This is a genomic window from Phyllobacterium sp. RCAM01083 (assembly GCF_055685835.1).
Genome location: NZ_JBVFZN010000005.1, coordinates 986,441 through 1,002,512 on the forward strand (window position 1 = coordinate 986,441; position 16,072 = coordinate 1,002,512).

The 16,072-nt window shown below is 60.3% G+C and carries 14 protein-coding genes and 1 tRNA gene; 6 read left to right on the forward strand and 9 right to left on the reverse strand.

Going from position 1 to position 16,072, the window contains the following annotated elements; translation table 11 throughout:
- Nucleotides 1–3: 3 nt before the first annotated feature.
- From ACZ25R_RS11445 to phaC, 9 genes are all read right to left on the reverse strand, one after another.
- Nucleotides 4–720 (reverse strand): 3-keto-5-aminohexanoate cleavage protein, encoded by a 717-nt coding sequence (locus ACZ25R_RS11445; RefSeq protein WP_472461053.1) that lies wholly within the window; start codon nucleotides 718–720, stop codon nucleotides 4–6.
- Nucleotides 721–800: 80 nt separating this feature from the next.
- Complete coding sequence (locus ACZ25R_RS11450; protein WP_472461054.1) at nucleotides 801–1,634, reverse strand: AraC family transcriptional regulator; 834 nt, start codon at nucleotides 1,632–1,634, stop codon at nucleotides 801–803.
- An 84-nt stretch (nucleotides 1,635–1,718) separates the two neighbouring features.
- Nucleotides 1,719–2,510 (reverse strand): RadC family protein, encoded by a 792-nt coding sequence (gene radC / locus ACZ25R_RS11455; protein WP_463012365.1) that lies wholly within the window; start codon nucleotides 2,508–2,510, stop codon nucleotides 1,719–1,721.
- A gap of 14 nt (nucleotides 2,511–2,524) precedes the next feature.
- Nucleotides 2,525–3,355 carry a type I methionyl aminopeptidase gene (gene map, locus ACZ25R_RS11460; RefSeq protein WP_403175210.1) on the reverse strand — a complete coding sequence of 277 codons (831 nt, stop codon included), beginning with the start codon at nucleotides 3,353–3,355 and terminating at the stop codon, nucleotides 2,525–2,527.
- 18 nt (nucleotides 3,356–3,373) lie between these two features.
- Nucleotides 3,374–4,075: a DNA/RNA nuclease SfsA gene (gene sfsA, locus ACZ25R_RS11465; RefSeq protein ID WP_472461055.1), complete on the reverse strand. Its 702-nt coding sequence runs from the start codon at nucleotides 4,073–4,075 to the stop codon at nucleotides 3,374–3,376.
- A 56-nt stretch (nucleotides 4,076–4,131) separates the two neighbouring features.
- Complete coding sequence (locus ACZ25R_RS11470) at nucleotides 4,132–4,254, reverse strand: hypothetical protein (RefSeq protein ID WP_264319114.1); 123 nt, start codon at nucleotides 4,252–4,254, stop codon at nucleotides 4,132–4,134.
- A 685-nt stretch (nucleotides 4,255–4,939) separates the two neighbouring features.
- Nucleotides 4,940–5,014: transfer RNA gene (locus ACZ25R_RS11475), tRNA-Glu, on the reverse strand.
- A gap of 145 nt (nucleotides 5,015–5,159) precedes the next feature.
- Nucleotides 5,160–6,386, reverse strand: coding sequence for a YcbK family protein (locus ACZ25R_RS11480; RefSeq protein WP_472461056.1), 1,227 nt, complete (start codon nucleotides 6,384–6,386; stop codon nucleotides 5,160–5,162).
- Nucleotides 6,387–6,708: 322 nt separating this feature from the next.
- The gene (gene phaC / locus ACZ25R_RS11485) at nucleotides 6,709–8,529 is read right to left on the reverse strand and encodes a class I poly(R)-hydroxyalkanoic acid synthase (protein ID WP_223613185.1); all 1,821 of its coding nucleotides are present in this window, start codon (nucleotides 8,527–8,529) and stop codon (nucleotides 6,709–6,711) included.
- 515 nt (nucleotides 8,530–9,044) lie between these two features.
- On the opposite strand from phaC, the gene ACZ25R_RS11490 reads away from it, so the two are divergent.
- From ACZ25R_RS11490 to recJ, 6 genes are all read left to right on the forward strand, one after another.
- A complete protein-coding gene (locus ACZ25R_RS11490; RefSeq protein WP_223613186.1) occupies nucleotides 9,045–9,389 on the forward strand; it encodes a flagellar basal body L-ring protein FlgH in 345 nt (114 codons plus the stop codon).
- A gap of 186 nt (nucleotides 9,390–9,575) precedes the next feature.
- On the forward strand, nucleotides 9,576–10,793 hold the full coding sequence (locus ACZ25R_RS11495; protein WP_472461057.1) for an LL-diaminopimelate aminotransferase: 1,218 nt from the start codon (nucleotides 9,576–9,578) through the stop codon (nucleotides 10,791–10,793).
- Nucleotides 10,794–10,868: 75 nt separating this feature from the next.
- Entirely contained in the window at nucleotides 10,869–12,185 is a 1,317-nt protein-coding gene (locus ACZ25R_RS11500; RefSeq protein ID WP_472461058.1) for a homoserine dehydrogenase, read from the forward strand.
- 214 nt (nucleotides 12,186–12,399) lie between these two features.
- Nucleotides 12,400–13,389: a class II fructose-bisphosphatase gene (gene glpX / locus ACZ25R_RS11505; protein ID WP_105732619.1), complete on the forward strand. Its 990-nt coding sequence runs from the start codon at nucleotides 12,400–12,402 to the stop codon at nucleotides 13,387–13,389.
- Between the two features lie 151 nt (nucleotides 13,390–13,540).
- On the forward strand, nucleotides 13,541–14,182 hold the full coding sequence (locus tag ACZ25R_RS11510) for a hypothetical protein (protein WP_472461059.1): 642 nt from the start codon (nucleotides 13,541–13,543) through the stop codon (nucleotides 14,180–14,182).
- Between the two features lie 71 nt (nucleotides 14,183–14,253).
- Nucleotides 14,254–16,044 (forward strand): single-stranded-DNA-specific exonuclease RecJ, encoded by a 1,791-nt coding sequence (gene recJ, locus ACZ25R_RS11515; RefSeq protein WP_472461060.1) that lies wholly within the window; start codon nucleotides 14,254–14,256, stop codon nucleotides 16,042–16,044.
- Nucleotides 16,045–16,072: the final 28 nt, after the last annotated feature.

Consider the following 16,072-nt stretch of genomic DNA (forward strand, 5'->3'; position numbering starts at 1 on the left):
ATCTCAGCGAGACATCAGGTCGAGCGCGGCGCGGATCAGATCGGCATTGCCCTGAGCCATTTGTCCCGACGGCAGGAGATTGCCGTCTTCAAGGCCGATACGGCTGTCAAAGCCCTTGGCCATGGCTTCGCCGTAGATGGGCCAGACACTGGCTTCATCGCCGTGCATGAGGATAGGCAGTGTATTGCCTGCCTTGCGCAGAACCGCCTGAATACCATCGGCGGCCCGCAATCCCTCATCGATGTCCTGCTCGTTGATTTCGATCAGCACGCGCAAGCATTTTGCCGCATCCTTCAGGCCGACAAAGCGCTCCGCATCGCTGACGGACCAGAGCCCCGCTTCGACGCCGATACCCCTGCCGAGAATGTGCGCAATCAAATCCTCCGCATCCTCTTCGATCAGATTGATCGAAACGTAGTCGGGCAAGGTCGTCCAGCGGTGGATGGGTTCCTGCCGCGAAAGGCCGCCGGGAGGGATGCGCCAATGGGTGGAAAGGCCGACGGGAATGCCCGGCACGGCCGAACGAACCGCCTGCAGGGTCTCGGCGATATGGTCCGGCTCCAGCGTTTCCATTCCATCCGGTCCGCGCGGGTGGATATGCAGCTCGCGGGCGCCAGCCGCCACGGCAAGCGCGGCGTCTCTGGCAATTTCCGAGGCTGTAAAGGGGAGCGCAGGGTGAAAATCCCGCATGCGCCCGCCATTCAGGCATGCCTGCAACATGGTGGTGTCTCCGCTATGACGGCTCCATCATAGCGGATTTCCTCCTGACAGCACCCCGTCAGTATGGATTCGATGCCGGTTCAGGCCTTGATCGGAATCCATATCTCCATTCCGCCATTGCCGGTCCGCGGGTCGAATTCCGGACCATAACGTTCGAAATTGGGTGCATCGGCCAGGACATGGCCGGATTCCGGCAGCCATTTGCCCCAGATGGTCATGATCGTGCTGCGAATGGTCGAAATATGGTCGCGATGCGAAAACACCAGATAGGTCTGTGCTGGAACGCGCAGCCGAGCGAACTCCTGCGGGATGTCGGAGAAATCGGCAACCTCGGTGCCCGCGATGTAATCGAAATTCTGGGCGTCATCGCTGTTGCAGCAGACGCCGTAGGCCACATCGCCGATCTGGCCGCTGATATGGCCGAAATAGGGGTTGAAACGCTGCCATTGCGCCGGAATGCCGCTGCTGGTTTGGCAGGTGTATCGTTCGCCTATGCCGGCCACCAGCATTGGTTTGCCGTTTGCGATGCGCGGCTCTTCGATATCGGTGATAAACTTTTCGTCCATTTTCATCGGCTCCACCAATGGGATGTTACGGGTATGGTGCTGTGCACGGACCTGTTCGGGTGTCAGGCCGAACTGATCGCGGAACGCCCGCGTGAATGCCTCATGGGAGCTGTAGCCGGCATCGAGCGCGACGCTGAGAATATCCGGAGCACCTTCGCACAGGGATTTTGCTGCCTCGGTCAACCGGCGGCCACGGATGTGGCTGCTGACCGAGCGGCCGGCAAAGATGCCGAAGGCGCGGGACATGTGAAACCGTGACAGGCCCGCCACATCGGCGATATCGTCGAGGGTGATCTCCTCGGCGAAATGACCCTCCACATACCAGATCGCTTTCTCAACCGAATTCATGCAACTCTCCATTGGGGCACGGCATACCAATACACATCGTCGGCGGCGTGCATTTGATCGCGATTGCGGTTCGGCCCTCCAGGGTTAGAAGAGTTTCATGCCCTTCAGGCTCGCATGGCCGTTCTTGCCGATGATGATGTGGTCATGAACGATGATTCCCATCTGTCCGCCGATGCCGGCAATGGTTTTTGTCATCTCGACATCCGCCTTGGATGGCGTCGGGTCGCCCGAGGGATGGTTGTGGACGAGAATGAGCGCGCTCGCGGACAATTGCAGGGCCCGGGCAATCACCTCGCGCGGGTAGACCGGCGTGTGGTCGACGGTGCCGACCTGCTGCACCTCGTCGGCGATCAGCATGTTTTTCTTGTCGAGAAAGAGGATACGCAGCTGCTCGCGCGGCTCGTGCGCCATGGCCGCGGTGCAGTAGTCGATCAGTTTGCTCCATGAGCCCAACATCGTGCGTTCGCCAATGCCGCTGCGCATGGCCCTGTGGGCAAGGGCGGCGATGAATTTGAGATCAAAGGCCACGGTCGGGCCGCAGCCCTTTACCTCCTGCAGGAGATGTTCCGGCGCGCCCAGGACTTCCGCCAGACTGCCGAAGCGGGCCAGAAGTGCCTTGGCCAGTGGCTTGGTGTCGCCTTGCCGTATGGGGCGGTACAGCAGCATTTCCAGCATTTCATAGTCAGCAAAGCCCTGGTGGCCGACTTTCTGGAAACGCTCCTTCATGCGCTCGCGGTGGCCGGTGTAATGCGGTTCCGCGGCTTGGCTGGCAGCGTTGGCTGTATCGGCGGTTTTCTCAACACCAGGTTGTTTCTGCAGCGATTTTGGTGAGGGCTCTTTGAGGAAGAAAGTCTTGGGTGGCTCGTCTTCGCTCATGGGCCCCTGCGTTCCTAATCGAGTTTCAAACCCGGAGCGAACAGGCCTGCGGGTGAAAGGGTGAAGACTTCGCAACCATCCTTGGTGACGCCGACCGTATGTTCATACTGCGCTGTCAGCGAACGGTCGCGGGTGACGGCTGTCCAGCCATCGGCGAGGACTTTCACATGCGGGCGGCCGAGATTGATCATCGGCTCGATGGTGAAGATCATGCCTTCGCGCAGTTCAACGCCCTCATTGGGCGTGCCGTAGTGCAGAATGTTCGGTGCGTCGTGGAAAAGCTGGCCGACGCCGTGGCCGCAGAAGTCGCGAACGACGGAGCAGCGCTCCGCTTCGGCATAGTTCTGGATGGCGGCGCCGATGGCGCCGGTCCGGGCGCCGGGGCGAACGGCCGCAATGCCGCGCATCAGGCTTTCATGCGTCACTTCCATCAGGCGCTCGGCGGCGCGCTTGATTTCGCCCACGGGATACATGCGGCTGGAATCGCCGTGCCAGCCGTCCAGTATGTAGGTGACATCGATATTGACGATATCGCCCTCGCGCAGCGGCTTGTCATCAGGGATACCATGGCAGACGACGTGATTGATCGACGTGCAGGATGATTTCGTGTAGCCGCGATAGTTGAGGGTTGCGGGCAGGGCACCGTGATCGGCGCCGAATTCGAAGACAAAGCGGTCGATGGTGTTGGTGGTCACACCCGGTTCAACCAGACTGGCGAGCTCATCCAGGCAACGTGCCGTGAGCTGGCAGGCCTTGCGCATGGCGGCGAAACCTTCGGGGCCGTGAAGCCTGATCTGTCCGGTGTTCTTCAGGGGCGCTGTCTGCGCATCGAGATAGGTGACCATGGTGCTTTCCACTTGGCGTCAATCAATAATGGGTATCGCAGTTGTTGCAGCAATGCCCGAAGGCGTGATGTGGCATCTTATTGCGTAAGCTTCAACCCCGCGGCGCATTGCCTGCTCGAACGCCCTTGCGTAAACCGGGTCTAGGTCGCCGCAGATTCGCAAGCGGTCGCAGTCGTCGCGCTGGATCACGTAAAGCATGACACCACGGTGACCATTCTCAACCATGTTGCCAAGCTCGTCCAGATGTTTTGCGCCGCGGGCGGTCGGAGAATCGGGAAATTCCGCCAGATTTGCCGTGCGGGAGAAGTGCACGTTCTTCACTTCGACATAGGCCGACGGCCGTTCCGGATCGGTCAGCAAAATGTCGATGCGGGAATTCGCGCCATATTTCTGCTCGCGCTTGAGCGCGCCATAACCGCCGAGGGCGGGCAGGAGCCCCGCCACGATGGCTTCCTCGGCGATCCGGTTGGGCAGGCCTGTATTGATGCCGACCAGCGTGCCCTGCGCTTCGACGATCTGCAGCGTGTGGGCATATTTGCGCTTGGCGTCATCGGACAGGGACAGCCAGACGCGGATGCCGGGATCGGTCAGCCCGAGCATGGAGCCGGTATTGGGTACGGAACTGGTGATCGGGCTGCCGTCATCGAGGATGATATCGGCAAGAAAGCGCTTGTAACGCTGGACCAGTCGGCCGGTGACGAGAGGGGCAGGGAAAATCATCCGCGAGATCTACCCGGCCGGGGAAGGCCGGACAATCGCAAATCGCGCCTGAAACGTCAGGACAGGCCCTGAACCGTCCTGATCACATCGGCCAGGGACAGATTGGCCATGAGCATGGCAGCCGTCGCAGCAAGGCCGGCCAGAAAGAACGTCACTGTTATCTTCGTTTGTCTGCTCATGAATATGTTTTCCTGCATGGTGACATAGGATGGGAAAAACATGCTTAGATTGTGGCTCGTCTGTGCCTATTCGCAGGCACTGAACTGAGACCGAAGGCGGCGGACAGGTCAGGCCGCAGACAAAAAAGGCCTGCCTTGGGAAAGGCAGGCAAATTTGCTCTGGGGTGGGAGAATTCGGGTCGGTTTGGAGGTTAAACCGAACCCTACTGCCAGAGATCGGAATCTCAGCAGTGATTGATGATAGGTCAGGTCAGGTATGGAGCCTCATAACTTTCTTTAACAGCCGGTGACAAAGCTTGAACATGCAGGTCTGTTCTCATCGTCTGTGCTGTCTCATCCTGTATGTGCCTGCCCACGGCGGGTGAAACGCATAGGAGGAGACATGATGAACTGTAAGTTTCTCGTACCCGTTCTAGCGGTCGCTGCGTTCACATTGGCAGCTTGCGACAACAAGCCATCTGAGGGCGGCAGCAAGCCGCCTGCGACCACCCAGGAGCCCGCAAAACCCGGCGCAGCTCCAACCACTCCGGCACCGGAACCGGCAAAGCCGGCCCCTGCCAACTAGCTGCAAGGACCAAAGACAGCGCGGCCGGCTCTTGCGGGGGCTGGCCGTTTTGCATGAAAGGATAAAGCGCAGGCGTATGAGCCGGCTTCAACAATATACTGATTTTACAGGGAGAAAGCCTGGTACGCCCAAGGGGAATCGAACCCCTGTTTGCGCCGTGAAAGGGCGCCGTCCTAACCGCTAGACGATGGGCGCCTGCAGGTAAGCGGCTTATAGTGAAACAGTTTTTCGACTGCAACCCCATATTTCATTCTTTTTTGGGAAAAGTGAAAATTCTTCGCGGGGCTGTGCACAAATGCAGTGCGCATGGGCGGCCGCGAACGGCCGCAATCGATCCGGATCAGCCGCGACGGCTGCCGCAGCGCCAGTTCCAGTCGCGAGTCGGGCCAATATCGACGTGAACTGATTCGGTATAGCAATAGGTGCCAACGCCGCCGCGACCCGGCATTGTCCGGGCAAAATTCGCCAGATCCCATTTGGAAACGCCGGGAACCTGGATATCCGCCGCCGCGCAGGACATATGAAGCGAGGCCTTGGCGCCGTTGACGAGCCGGTTGTAAGGCGGGCTGCGATAGCCTGACGTCACGATCACCGATTTGCCGAAGCGGCGTTCGATCGTTTTCAGCATGCCGACCAGTTGCGGTTTCAGGCAGGCGACATCCACGCTTTCGCGCTGAACCTTGAGCCCATTGGGGGCCAGCCGTGCAAGTCCGGCCGCCGAAGCCAGAATCACCGGCGCGGCGGCTGATTCGTCGTCGTCCTGATAGAGACTGTCGCGCTGCATGATCTGGATGCCGCCATTGGGGCGCACACCGGGCAGGGACGACAGATGTTCGGTCGGCCGGTAGTTCGACGGCGATGGCAATCCGGCGGCGCTGGCCACCTGTACCGGCGCGTTGCCGCTGAGGGCCTTGAGCTGCGCCTGCGCCTTGGGCTGAATGACGGCCACCTGACGTTTCGACGCGGCAGCTCCTGCATTGTTGGCAAAGAGCCGCACCAGCAGGCCATTGTCCTTGCCGGGTGCCGGTGCATGCGCTGCCGGTTTGGCTTCGGGAACGGTGATTGTCTGCCCGGCACCGGCTGATGCAACCTGTGCCGCCTTGGCTTCCGCGTCCGCCTTGGTCGGCTTTGCGCCGGTTTCCGGAGCGGCATGCGATTCGGCTGCTTGCGGTTGCTCGACCGTTTCAGGCGCGGCACTTCCGAACAGCGATGTCTTTACCGGCGGCTTTACCACCGCGGGCGCGAAGGCTGTAACGTGCTGCCCGGTTTCCATAGTCGCTTTGGCTGCGGCCTCAGCGGCGGCCGCCTCCTTCGGTGATCGCGGATGGGCGGCAACCGTTTTGCCCTGTTCCGCCGACGCGGCGGCCTGGTTGGCTGCTTTGGCGGCGTTTGTCTCTGCGCCGCCCGCAAGAGCCAGTGCTTCGGGTGATGCTTTTTCCGATCCGGCCGCCGGAATCGCATTCGCATTGGCGCTGGCTGTCGCGGTGCTTGTGGTGGCTGAGGCGACGTTGAGGACGGAGCCGGCAGTCGGTGCCGATCCTGTCGACGTGCAGGACGCTGTCGCCATCGCAAAAATCGTTACGAAGCAAATAGCGGTGCTCGCCCGGAAGGCTGCTACTGAGGCTGACAGCTTGTTCAACGATTCCCCCGTCTCGTCTTTTCCGGCTCTTGCAATGGTTCAGTCCAATCCGCTTTGAGATGAGCAGGATGCTCGCGAAGTTTAGTTGAAGTGCAAAAACACCGGCAGAGAGAGCGCAAAGTTAACGATTTTTAAACGTCTCCACAAGCTCCGGGCTATAGCCAGAATGAGGCGAAAACGTGATTGGCCACCTTCCTGCCATGGTTTTCACGACCAGGATAGGCTCAAAAGCCAGCAAAACAGCGAATTTTCACACGCGGATGCGCACGTAGGTTCCCGGCGCCTCGCCGAGAATTTCCGAACCATTTTCACCGGGCTGGCGTGCGGGAACGCGCGCGTCGTCCTGCGATTCGATCCATTTCTGCCAATGATTCCACCAGGAGCCGGGATGTTCCGACGTGTTGGTGAGCCATTCGTCGAACGCGCCGACGGGCGAACCGCCGGTCCAATACTGGTACTTGTTCTTGGCGGGCGGATTGACCACGCCGGCGATATGTCCGGAGCCGGCCAGGACATAGGTGACGTCGCCGCCGAAATATTTGCAGCCGGTGAAAACCGACAGTGCCGGCGCAATATGGTCTTCCTTGGCGGCGAGATTGTAGATGGGGATTTTGACATCGCCCAGTGACAGGTTTTGCCCGGCGAGCTTCATCATCCCGCGCACCAGATTGTTGTCGAGATAGCAGTTGCGCAGGTAGTAGGAGTGGTTGGCCGCACTCATCCGCGTGGCATCGGCATTCCAGTAGAGAAGGTCGAATGGGACAGGATCGCGGCCGCGCATGTAATTGTTGACGACATAGGGCCAGATCAGGTCGCCGGAACGCAGCATGTTGAAGGCCGTCGCCATGCGCGTGCCGTCCAGATAGCCTTCGGCGGACATGGCGGCTTCCAGGGCGCGAATCTGATCCTCGTCGACGAAAACTTTGAGATCGCCCGCATAGGTGAAATCGACCTGCGTGGTGAAAAGGGTCGCGCTCCTGATCCTGTTTTCACCTTCCTGGGCAAAAAGGGCGAGGGCGGCGCTCAGAAGCGTTCCGCCGACGCAATAGCCGATGGCATTGACGGCTTTTTCGCCCGTTGCGTTCTCGATGGTGTCGAGGCCGAAGCGCAGGCCCTCATTGATGTAGGCGGTCCAATCCTTCATGGCGTGACGGTGGTCCGGATTGACCCAGGAGATCACGAACACGGTGTGCCCCTGGTCGATGGCCCATTTGATGAAGGATTTTTCCGCGTTCAGATCGAGAATGTAGAATTTGTTGATCCACGGCGGGCAGATCAGCAGCGGGCGTTTCAACACATCCGGCGTCGAGGGTTCATACTGGATGATTTCAGCGACATCGCTGCGCGCGATAACCTTGCCGGGGGTGGTCGCGACATTTTCACCGAGGGCGAACTTGGTCATATCCGATTGCCGCAGGCGCAGGTCGCCGCCGCCGGCAACGATGTCTTCCGCCAGCATCTTCATGCCCTTGACCAGGTTTTCGCCATTGCTGGCGACCGTTTCCTTGTAGAGTTCCGGATTGGTCAGCAGGAAGTTGCTGGGCGATATCGCCGTGGTCAGCTGCTTGACATAGAACGCCGCCTTGTGGCGCGTGTGATCGTCGAGGCCTTCGGCATGGGTGACCAGTTCACCGGCCCAGTTTGCCGTGACGAGATAGGCCTGCTTGAGGAAGTCGAAGAAAGCGTTCCTGCCCCAGTCCTCGTCGGCGAAGCGCTTGTCGCCCTTGTCGGGCTTGACGACGTCATCGACCTGTTCACCGCTCATGCGGCGGATGGAATTGGACCAGATGGCCATATAGCTGGCGAACAGCTTGGTCTGCGCCTCCAGCGCGCGCCCCGGTTCGGACAGCCAGTATTCGGAAACACGCGAGAGGGTTTTCACCACATCGGTGACGGGATCGGCGATCGTGTCGCGCTTCAAGCCCTTTTCACGCGGCTCGACCCAGGCGGAGGCGGCCTTGCCGGCCTGTTCGATCATATGGGCGACATTGCGCGCGAAAGCTTCCGGATCCTTGATGACATATTTGTCGAGGTTCGGCGTTTTTGCACTCTTGTCGCCTGGATTATCCATATATTCGTTCCCTCCCGCTAGGTCGTGCACTCACAAATCTGGTCGAAATGGCGCCTGAAACGGCAAGAAGATGCGAGGAGAAGCGCGAAGGGCGGGGTCTTTCCCCCGACCGAGCGGTTCGACACTGCAGCTTGCAGCCGTTTCGGCGTCCGAAGGATATGGTCCATTTGCCCGGCTACTTCGTCGCAAAGCCTCAAAAATGAACCACATTTCCCTCGTCTTTGTTCCTCGTATCCGAACAAATGGCCTCATACCATTTCAACCGGATTTATGAGTGTACGACCTCATCCTCCCGATCAGCATAATAGATATGATACCACAAGTCAGAGCAACGGACATTCAATTGCGGTCATTGTGCAGGAAAGATCACGGCCTTGTCACCATCTTCGCAGATTGTATTTCCATGGGAGAAACGGAATTGAACCCATTTGAATGTCGGTTGCTCTAATGCTATCCCTCTAACGTGCATTTCATATCACTATGATGAATATCGATTCCGGCAGTCAGGACAAACAATGAATATCTCGGTCAAAACCATCATCCGCTTCTCGGTTGGCGCCGTTCTGATTGCCGGTTTGAGCGCCTGCGCGAACACGCCGCCCGAGCCCATGTCGAATTCGCCCCTGACCGGTCCTGTCAACACCGGCACCTTTCCGGTTTTCACGCCCGATCCGAAGGGCGAGACCGCACAGCTGACGCCGCAGCAGAAGGACGATCTGCAGAAGAAGCTCGTCGCGGCCAAAGGCGGGCAGGGCAATGCCACCGCCGATCCGGCAGCCGTTGCCCGGCGCCAGGCCGAGATGAAGAAGCTGGTCCAGCAGCAGCAGGACGATTTGAAGGCTATTGAAAGCGGGCAATAGCCCATTGCCGGCAAGGTCATGAAGACACCACGAATGGGTGTCTTGCTCAGGAGAATCCCGGGCTGGATGGCATGATGGTGATTGACCCGACGCACGGCGCGCGGTGTCAATGATCGCTCGACCGCCGTACAGTTTGGGTGTATAGCGCACCCGCACATTGAACCCATTTTTACCGGACCCAAACCTATGGAAGAATTTCATAAAGTTCGCCGCCTGCCACCTTACGTTTTTGAACAGGTCAATCGCCTGAAGGCGAGCGCGCGAGCGGCCGGTGCGGACATTATCGATCTGGGTATGGGCAATCCTGACCTGCCGACGCCGCAGGGCATTGTCGACAAGCTGTGCGAGGCCGTCCAGGATCCGCGCACCCACCGCTATTCGTCGTCGAAGGGCATTCCCGGTCTGCGCCGTGCCCAGGCCGCCTATTACGAGCGGCGTTTCGGCGTGAAGCTCAATCCCGACACGCAGGTCGTGGCGACCCTTGGCTCCAAGGAAGGTTTTGCCAACATGGCGCAGGCGATCACCGCGCCCGGCGATGTCGTGCTGTGCCCTGATCCGACCTATCCGATCCATGCGTTCGGCTTCATCATGTCGGGCGGCGTCATCCGTTCGATTCCGGCCATGCCCGATGACCAGTTCATTCCGGCGCTGGAACGCGGTATCCGCCATTCCATTCCGAAGCCATTGGCGCTGATCCTCAACTACCCCTCCAATCCGACCGCCCACGTGGCATCGCTGGATTTCTACAAGGATGTGGTTGCCTTTGCCCGCAAGAATGAAATCATCATTCTGTCGGATCTGGCCTATTCCGAGATTTATTTCGACGACGCGCCGCCTCCGTCCGTCCTGCAGGTGCCGGGTGCGATCGATGTTGCCGTGGAGTTTACCTCCATGTCGAAGACATTCTCGATGCCGGGCTGGCGCATGGGCTTTGCCGTCGGCAATGAACGCCTGATCTCGGCGCTCACCCGGGTCAAGTCCTATCTCGATTATGGCGCGTTCACGCCCATTCAGGTTGCCGCCGCAGCCGCTCTGAATGGCGACAGTTCCGACATTGCGGAAGTGCGTGCGGTCTACAAGCATCGCCGTGATGTTCTGGTCGACAGTTTCGCCCGCGCCGGATGGGATATTCCGTCACCGGCGGCGACGATGTTTGCCTGGGCGCCGATCCCGGAAAAGTTCCGCGCCCTCGGTTCGCTGGAATTCTCCAAGCTGCTGATCGAGCACGCGGATGTCGCCGTGGCGCCCGGCATCGGCTTCGGCGAGCATGGCGATGACTATATCCGCATCGCGCTGGTCGAGAACGAACATCGCATTCGTCAGGCAGCCCGCAACCTCAAGCGGTTCCTTGCAACGGCGGATGAAAAGCTGCACAACGTCATTCCGTTGAACGCGCGCCGCTGACGCGGCGTGCCGACACCGGAACTCGCGGCGCCGCCGGGCGCCGCTTCAGGCTAAAACACTTCAGGGAAATGAACGATGAGTGATGCGCTGCGCGTGGGAATCGCCGGACTGGGCACTGTTGGTGCCTCGGTCCTGAAAATTTTGCGGGACAAGGGCGACATGCTCACCCGTCAGTGCGGCAAGGAAATCATCGTCACCGCCGTGTCCGCCCGCGATGCCAAGCGGGATCGCGGCGTGGATTTCTCGTCGGCCACCTGGTTCGACGATCCGGTTGCCCTGGCCAAGTCGAACAATATCGACGTGTTCATCGAGCTGATCGGCGGCGACGAAGGTCCGGCGCGCGCTGCCGTCGAGGCGGCGCTCAAGTCGGGACGACATGTGGTCACCGCCAACAAGGCGCTTCTGGCCAAGCACGGTGTTTCTCTCGCCAAGATCGCCGAGGAGAAGGGCGTCCTGCTCAACTTCGAAGCGGCGGTGGCTGGCGGTATTCCCGTTATCAAGGCCCTGCGCGAATCCCTGACCGGCAATACCGTGTCGCGCGTCTACGGCATCATGAACGGCACCTGCAACTACATCCTGACGCGGATGTGGGACGAGGGTATTTCCTTCGAGGATTGCCTCGCCGACGCTCAGCGCCTCGGCTATGCGGAAGCCGATCCGACATTCGATATCGAGGGCAACGACACCGCGCACAAGCTGGCGATCCTGACCAGCCTTGCCTTCGGCACGCAGATTGCCGCCGATGACATCTATCTCGAAGGGATCAGCAATATCTCGCTGGCCGACATCAAGGCCGCCGATGAACTTGGCTACCGCATCAAGCTGCTTGGCGTTGCGCTGAAGACAGACAGCGGCATCGAACAGCGCGTGCATCCGACCATGGTGCCGGTCGAATCGGTGATTGCGCAGGTGCATGGCGTAACCAATGCGGTTGCCATCGAAACCGATCTTCTCGGCGAATTGCTGTTGTCGGGTCCGGGCGCCGGTGGTGCCGCCACGGCATCCGCCGTCATCGGTGATCTCGCTGATATCGCCAAGAGCCGTCCGGGCTTCCAGCACGGCCCCGTCTTCGGCACGCCGGCAAAATCGCTGGCTCCGTACAAACGCGCCAAAATGCGCTCGCACGAGGGCGGATACTTCATCCGCCTGACCGTGCATGACCGCGCGGGTGTCTTTGCAGCCATCGCCAAGCGTATGGCCGACAATGATATTTCGCTGGAATCCATCGTCCAGCGTCAGAGTGCGGAAAGCCACCCGGATGCGACCAAGACAGTCATCCTCGTCACGCACGAAACCACCGAGGCGGCTGTCAAGAAGGCGCTTGAGGGCATCGTGAAGGATGGTCATTCCACGGACAAGCCGCAGATGATCCGCATCGAACGCGCCGGCTGACACAGCCGGCCCATGACCGTTTGTAAAAGGCTTGTATTGCTTCGTGAACGGCCGCTACCCCGTTTAATCGATTAGCTTTTTCGGTGAAGGCACTTTCCTGCCGGCGGGGTCTTGCCGCTGCTCTGCGACTTTGACAAAAGGTTTGCACAGCAATGCTAGGAAGTGCCCTGTTGATCCGCAAAAGGGTAATTCCCACACGAACGCAGGATAGATTATGCCGAAAACTTCTGACCAGACTTCGATGGGCCTCGACCGCATTTTGACCCTTGAGCTCGTCCGCGTGACCGAGCGTGCCGCCGTGGCCGCTGCCCGTCTGCGCGGGCGCGGCGATGAAATGGCTGCCGATCAGGCTGCCGTGGATGCCATGCGTCAGGAACTCAATCGTCTTCCCATCAGCGGTACCGTTGTCATCGGCGAGGGCGAGCGCGACGAAGCGCCGATGCTCTACATCGGTGAAGAAGTCGGCACGCGCACAGGCCCCGAGGTCGATATCGCGCTCGATCCGCTTGAAGGCACCACCATCTGCGCCAAGAACCTGCCCAACTCACTCGCCGTGATCGCGATTGCCGAAAAGGGCAACCTGCTTTACGCACCCGACGTCTACATGGAAAAGATTGCCGTCGGACCGGGCTATCCCGCCGGCATCATCCAACTCGATGCGCCTGCGGCGGAGAACATCGCTGCTGTGGCCAAGGCCAAGGGCGTTCCGGTCAATGAGATCACCGCCTGCATCATGGACCGCCCGCGCCATGCGCGCCTGATCGAGGAAGTGCGTGCAACCGGCGCTTCCATCCGCCTCATCGGTGACGGTGACGTCGCCGGGGTGATCCACACGACCGATCCCGATGAAACCGGCATCGATATCTACATCGGCATCGGCGGTGCGCCGGAAGGCGTTCTTGCCGCAGCGGCTCTGCGCTGCATCGGCGGCCAGATGCAGGGCCGGTTGCAGCTCAACAGCGACGACAAGATTGCCCGCGCCGCCAAGATGGGCATCAGCGATCCGAAGAAGATCTACACCATGGAAGAAATGGCCAAGGGCGACGTGCTGTTCGCGGCCACGGGTGTCACCGACGGCAATATGCTGTCCGGCGTGAAATTCGCCCGCGACTATATCCAGACCCACACGATTGTCATGCGTTCGCATTCGCAGACCGTGCGCGAGATCAAGGCGAAACACCAGGACATGACAAAATTCCAGTAAGAACTGGTATTTGAAACACTTTTTGCCCTGCAGTTCCTTCGGGCTGCAGGGCATTTTGTTAACTGCGTTGATGGCTCAATAGGAAATGCCCTATTGAGGCCATGCTTTTTGAGGTATTTTCAGAGCGGGAGTTCAGATCGGTGGAACAGCCATGAATATCCGAACGAAAATAACCGGTTGCCTCGTATCAACGCTCGTTCTTCTGGGCTCGCTGAACGGTGCTTTTGCGCAGGACCCTTACCTTGATCTCATTCAAGGCTATCGCTCCAATTCGATTGCCGACCGGTTTCCGCAGATGGTCGGACCCTTTACCCTCGTCAAACACAGCGTCAATCCGCAGGATTTCAGCGTGACGGCGGAATATGAAGCCGTTGACGCCAGGGCGACGGTGACAATGGCTGGCGTCAGGGCCAGCAACAAGGATGCCGCCTATCCGATCAAGGACGGTCCCGACGATCCCGTTGTGCGCGATCTCTTTGAAAAGGCCACCCAGTACCATTCGACCCAGCCCGGCGAAATCGCGGTGCAGACAACGCTGCCCTACAGCGTCGGCCGGGCAATGCCGTGCGTGACGGCGGATGCGGCACAGGAGAAGCACGCCTTTCTGGTCTGCGTGATCGGCATGCACAGCCGCTATCTGCTGATCCAGCCCGTTGCCAATTACGCCAAGGGCAGCAAGGATGCGGCCGAGCGCAGCCTTGCCGATTTCGCGACCTCGATTGCCACGACGATGAATGATCTGGGGGCACCCGCGGTCAATGGTCAGGTCGCACCCGCGACAGCCCCGCAGTAATTGCGGGTTTGTGCACCGGATTGATCGTTCGAAGCATTGCATTCGGCGCAGCCGGATGATTGAACCCTTGCATGGCACCAGAACGGCTTTTCCTCGGCATTGAACATTCTGCAACCGGTCTGAAATGGGTTGACCGGCTGGGGCCGCGTGAAGCCAATATTGCGCTCGCCATGGCGCAGAACCATGGTTTTCCCGATCTCGTCACCCGCGTTCTCGCCGGGCGCGGCGTCGGGGTGGACGATGCGCCCGCTTTCATGGACCCGACCATCAAGGGCCTGATGCCCGATCCCGCATCGCTGACCGATATGGAAAAGGCGGCCGCTCGTATCGCGCAGGCCATCGGCAAACACGAGAAGGTGGCGATTTTCGGCGATTACGATGTGGATGGCGCCTGTTCATCGGCCATTCTCTCGCGTTTTCTCAGCCATTACGGCGTTGCCAACCATATCTATATCCCCGACCGGATTTTCGAGGGGTACGGGCCCAATCCGCAGGCCATGCGCGAATTGGCGCAAAATGGCGCTTCCCTGATCGTGACCGTGGATTGCGGCATCAACAGTGCGGTGGCCATCGAGGCTGCGCGCGAGGCGGGTGCCGACGTGGTTGTCCTCGACCATCATCAGGTCGGCGGCGAATTGCCGGCTGCCGCCACGGCGGTGGTCAATCCCAACCGCGAGGACGATCTGTCCGGGCAGGGCCATCTTTGCGCGGCAGGGGTGGTGTTCCTCACCCTGGTGCAGGTTCTGCGCACGTTGCGCGCGCAGCGCATTGCGACGGGAACGCTGGCGCCTGATCTGTTGTCGATGCTCGATCTGGTGGCGCTTGCCACCGTGTGCGATGTGGTGCCGCTGAAGGAGCTGAACCGCGCCTTCGTGGTCAAGGGGCTGCTCGTCGCGCGGGCGCAGCAGAATGCCGGGCTTGCCGCCCTGGCGCGGGTGTCGCGCATCGGCGAACCGCTCAGCGCCTTTCATTTCGGCTATCTCATCGGTCCGCGCATCAATGCGGGCGGGCGCATCGGCGATGCCGGGCTTGGCGCGCGGCTGCTGACACTGGACGATCCGAACGAGGCGGCGCGGATTGCCGCCGAGCTTGACCGGCTCAACACCGAGCGGCAGGCGATGGAAACCGTGATGCTGGAGCAGGCGGAAGCCGAAGCCATGCTGGAAATGTCGAGCGGTGGCGGACCCGCCGTTCTGGTGACGGCCAGCGACGACTGGCACCCGGGCATTGTCGGCCTGATCGCGGCCCGGCTGAAGGAGCGGGCCCGGCGCCCGGTCTTTGCCATCGCCTTCAATGTCAACGGCACCGGCAGCGGGTCCGGCCGTTCGATCAGCGGGTTTGATCTGGGAAAACTGGTGCGCAGTGCTGTCGACGCGGGATTGCTGGTCAAAGGCGGCGGCCATGCCATGGCGGCTGGTATCACGGTGGAGCGCGGCAAGATGGGCGCGCTACGGGCCTTTTTCGAGGAGCAGGCGGCCGAAATGGTCGGCCAGCTGCGCGAGAACCAGTCATTGGCCATTGACGGTGCGCTCAGCGCATCCGGCGCAACGGTGCCGCTCTACGAGACCATGGAACGGGCCGGGCCGTTTGGTTCCGGCCATCCGCAGCCGGTGCTGGTGCTGCCGCACCACCGGCTTGTCGATGCCCGCACCGTCGGGACGAACCATGTCAAGGCGACGCTGGCGGGCGCAGACGGCAAACGTATCAACGCGATTGCCTTTCGTGCAACGGGCGGGCCGCTGGGCGATTTTTTGTTCGGCAATCTCGGCCAGTCCATGCATGTGGCGGGTAATCTGGCCTTGAACCACTGGAACGGCTCGACAACCACCCAGTTCCGCATCATGGATGCCGCGCGGGCCTGATCATCTGTCAGCAGGGATAGCGGCATTT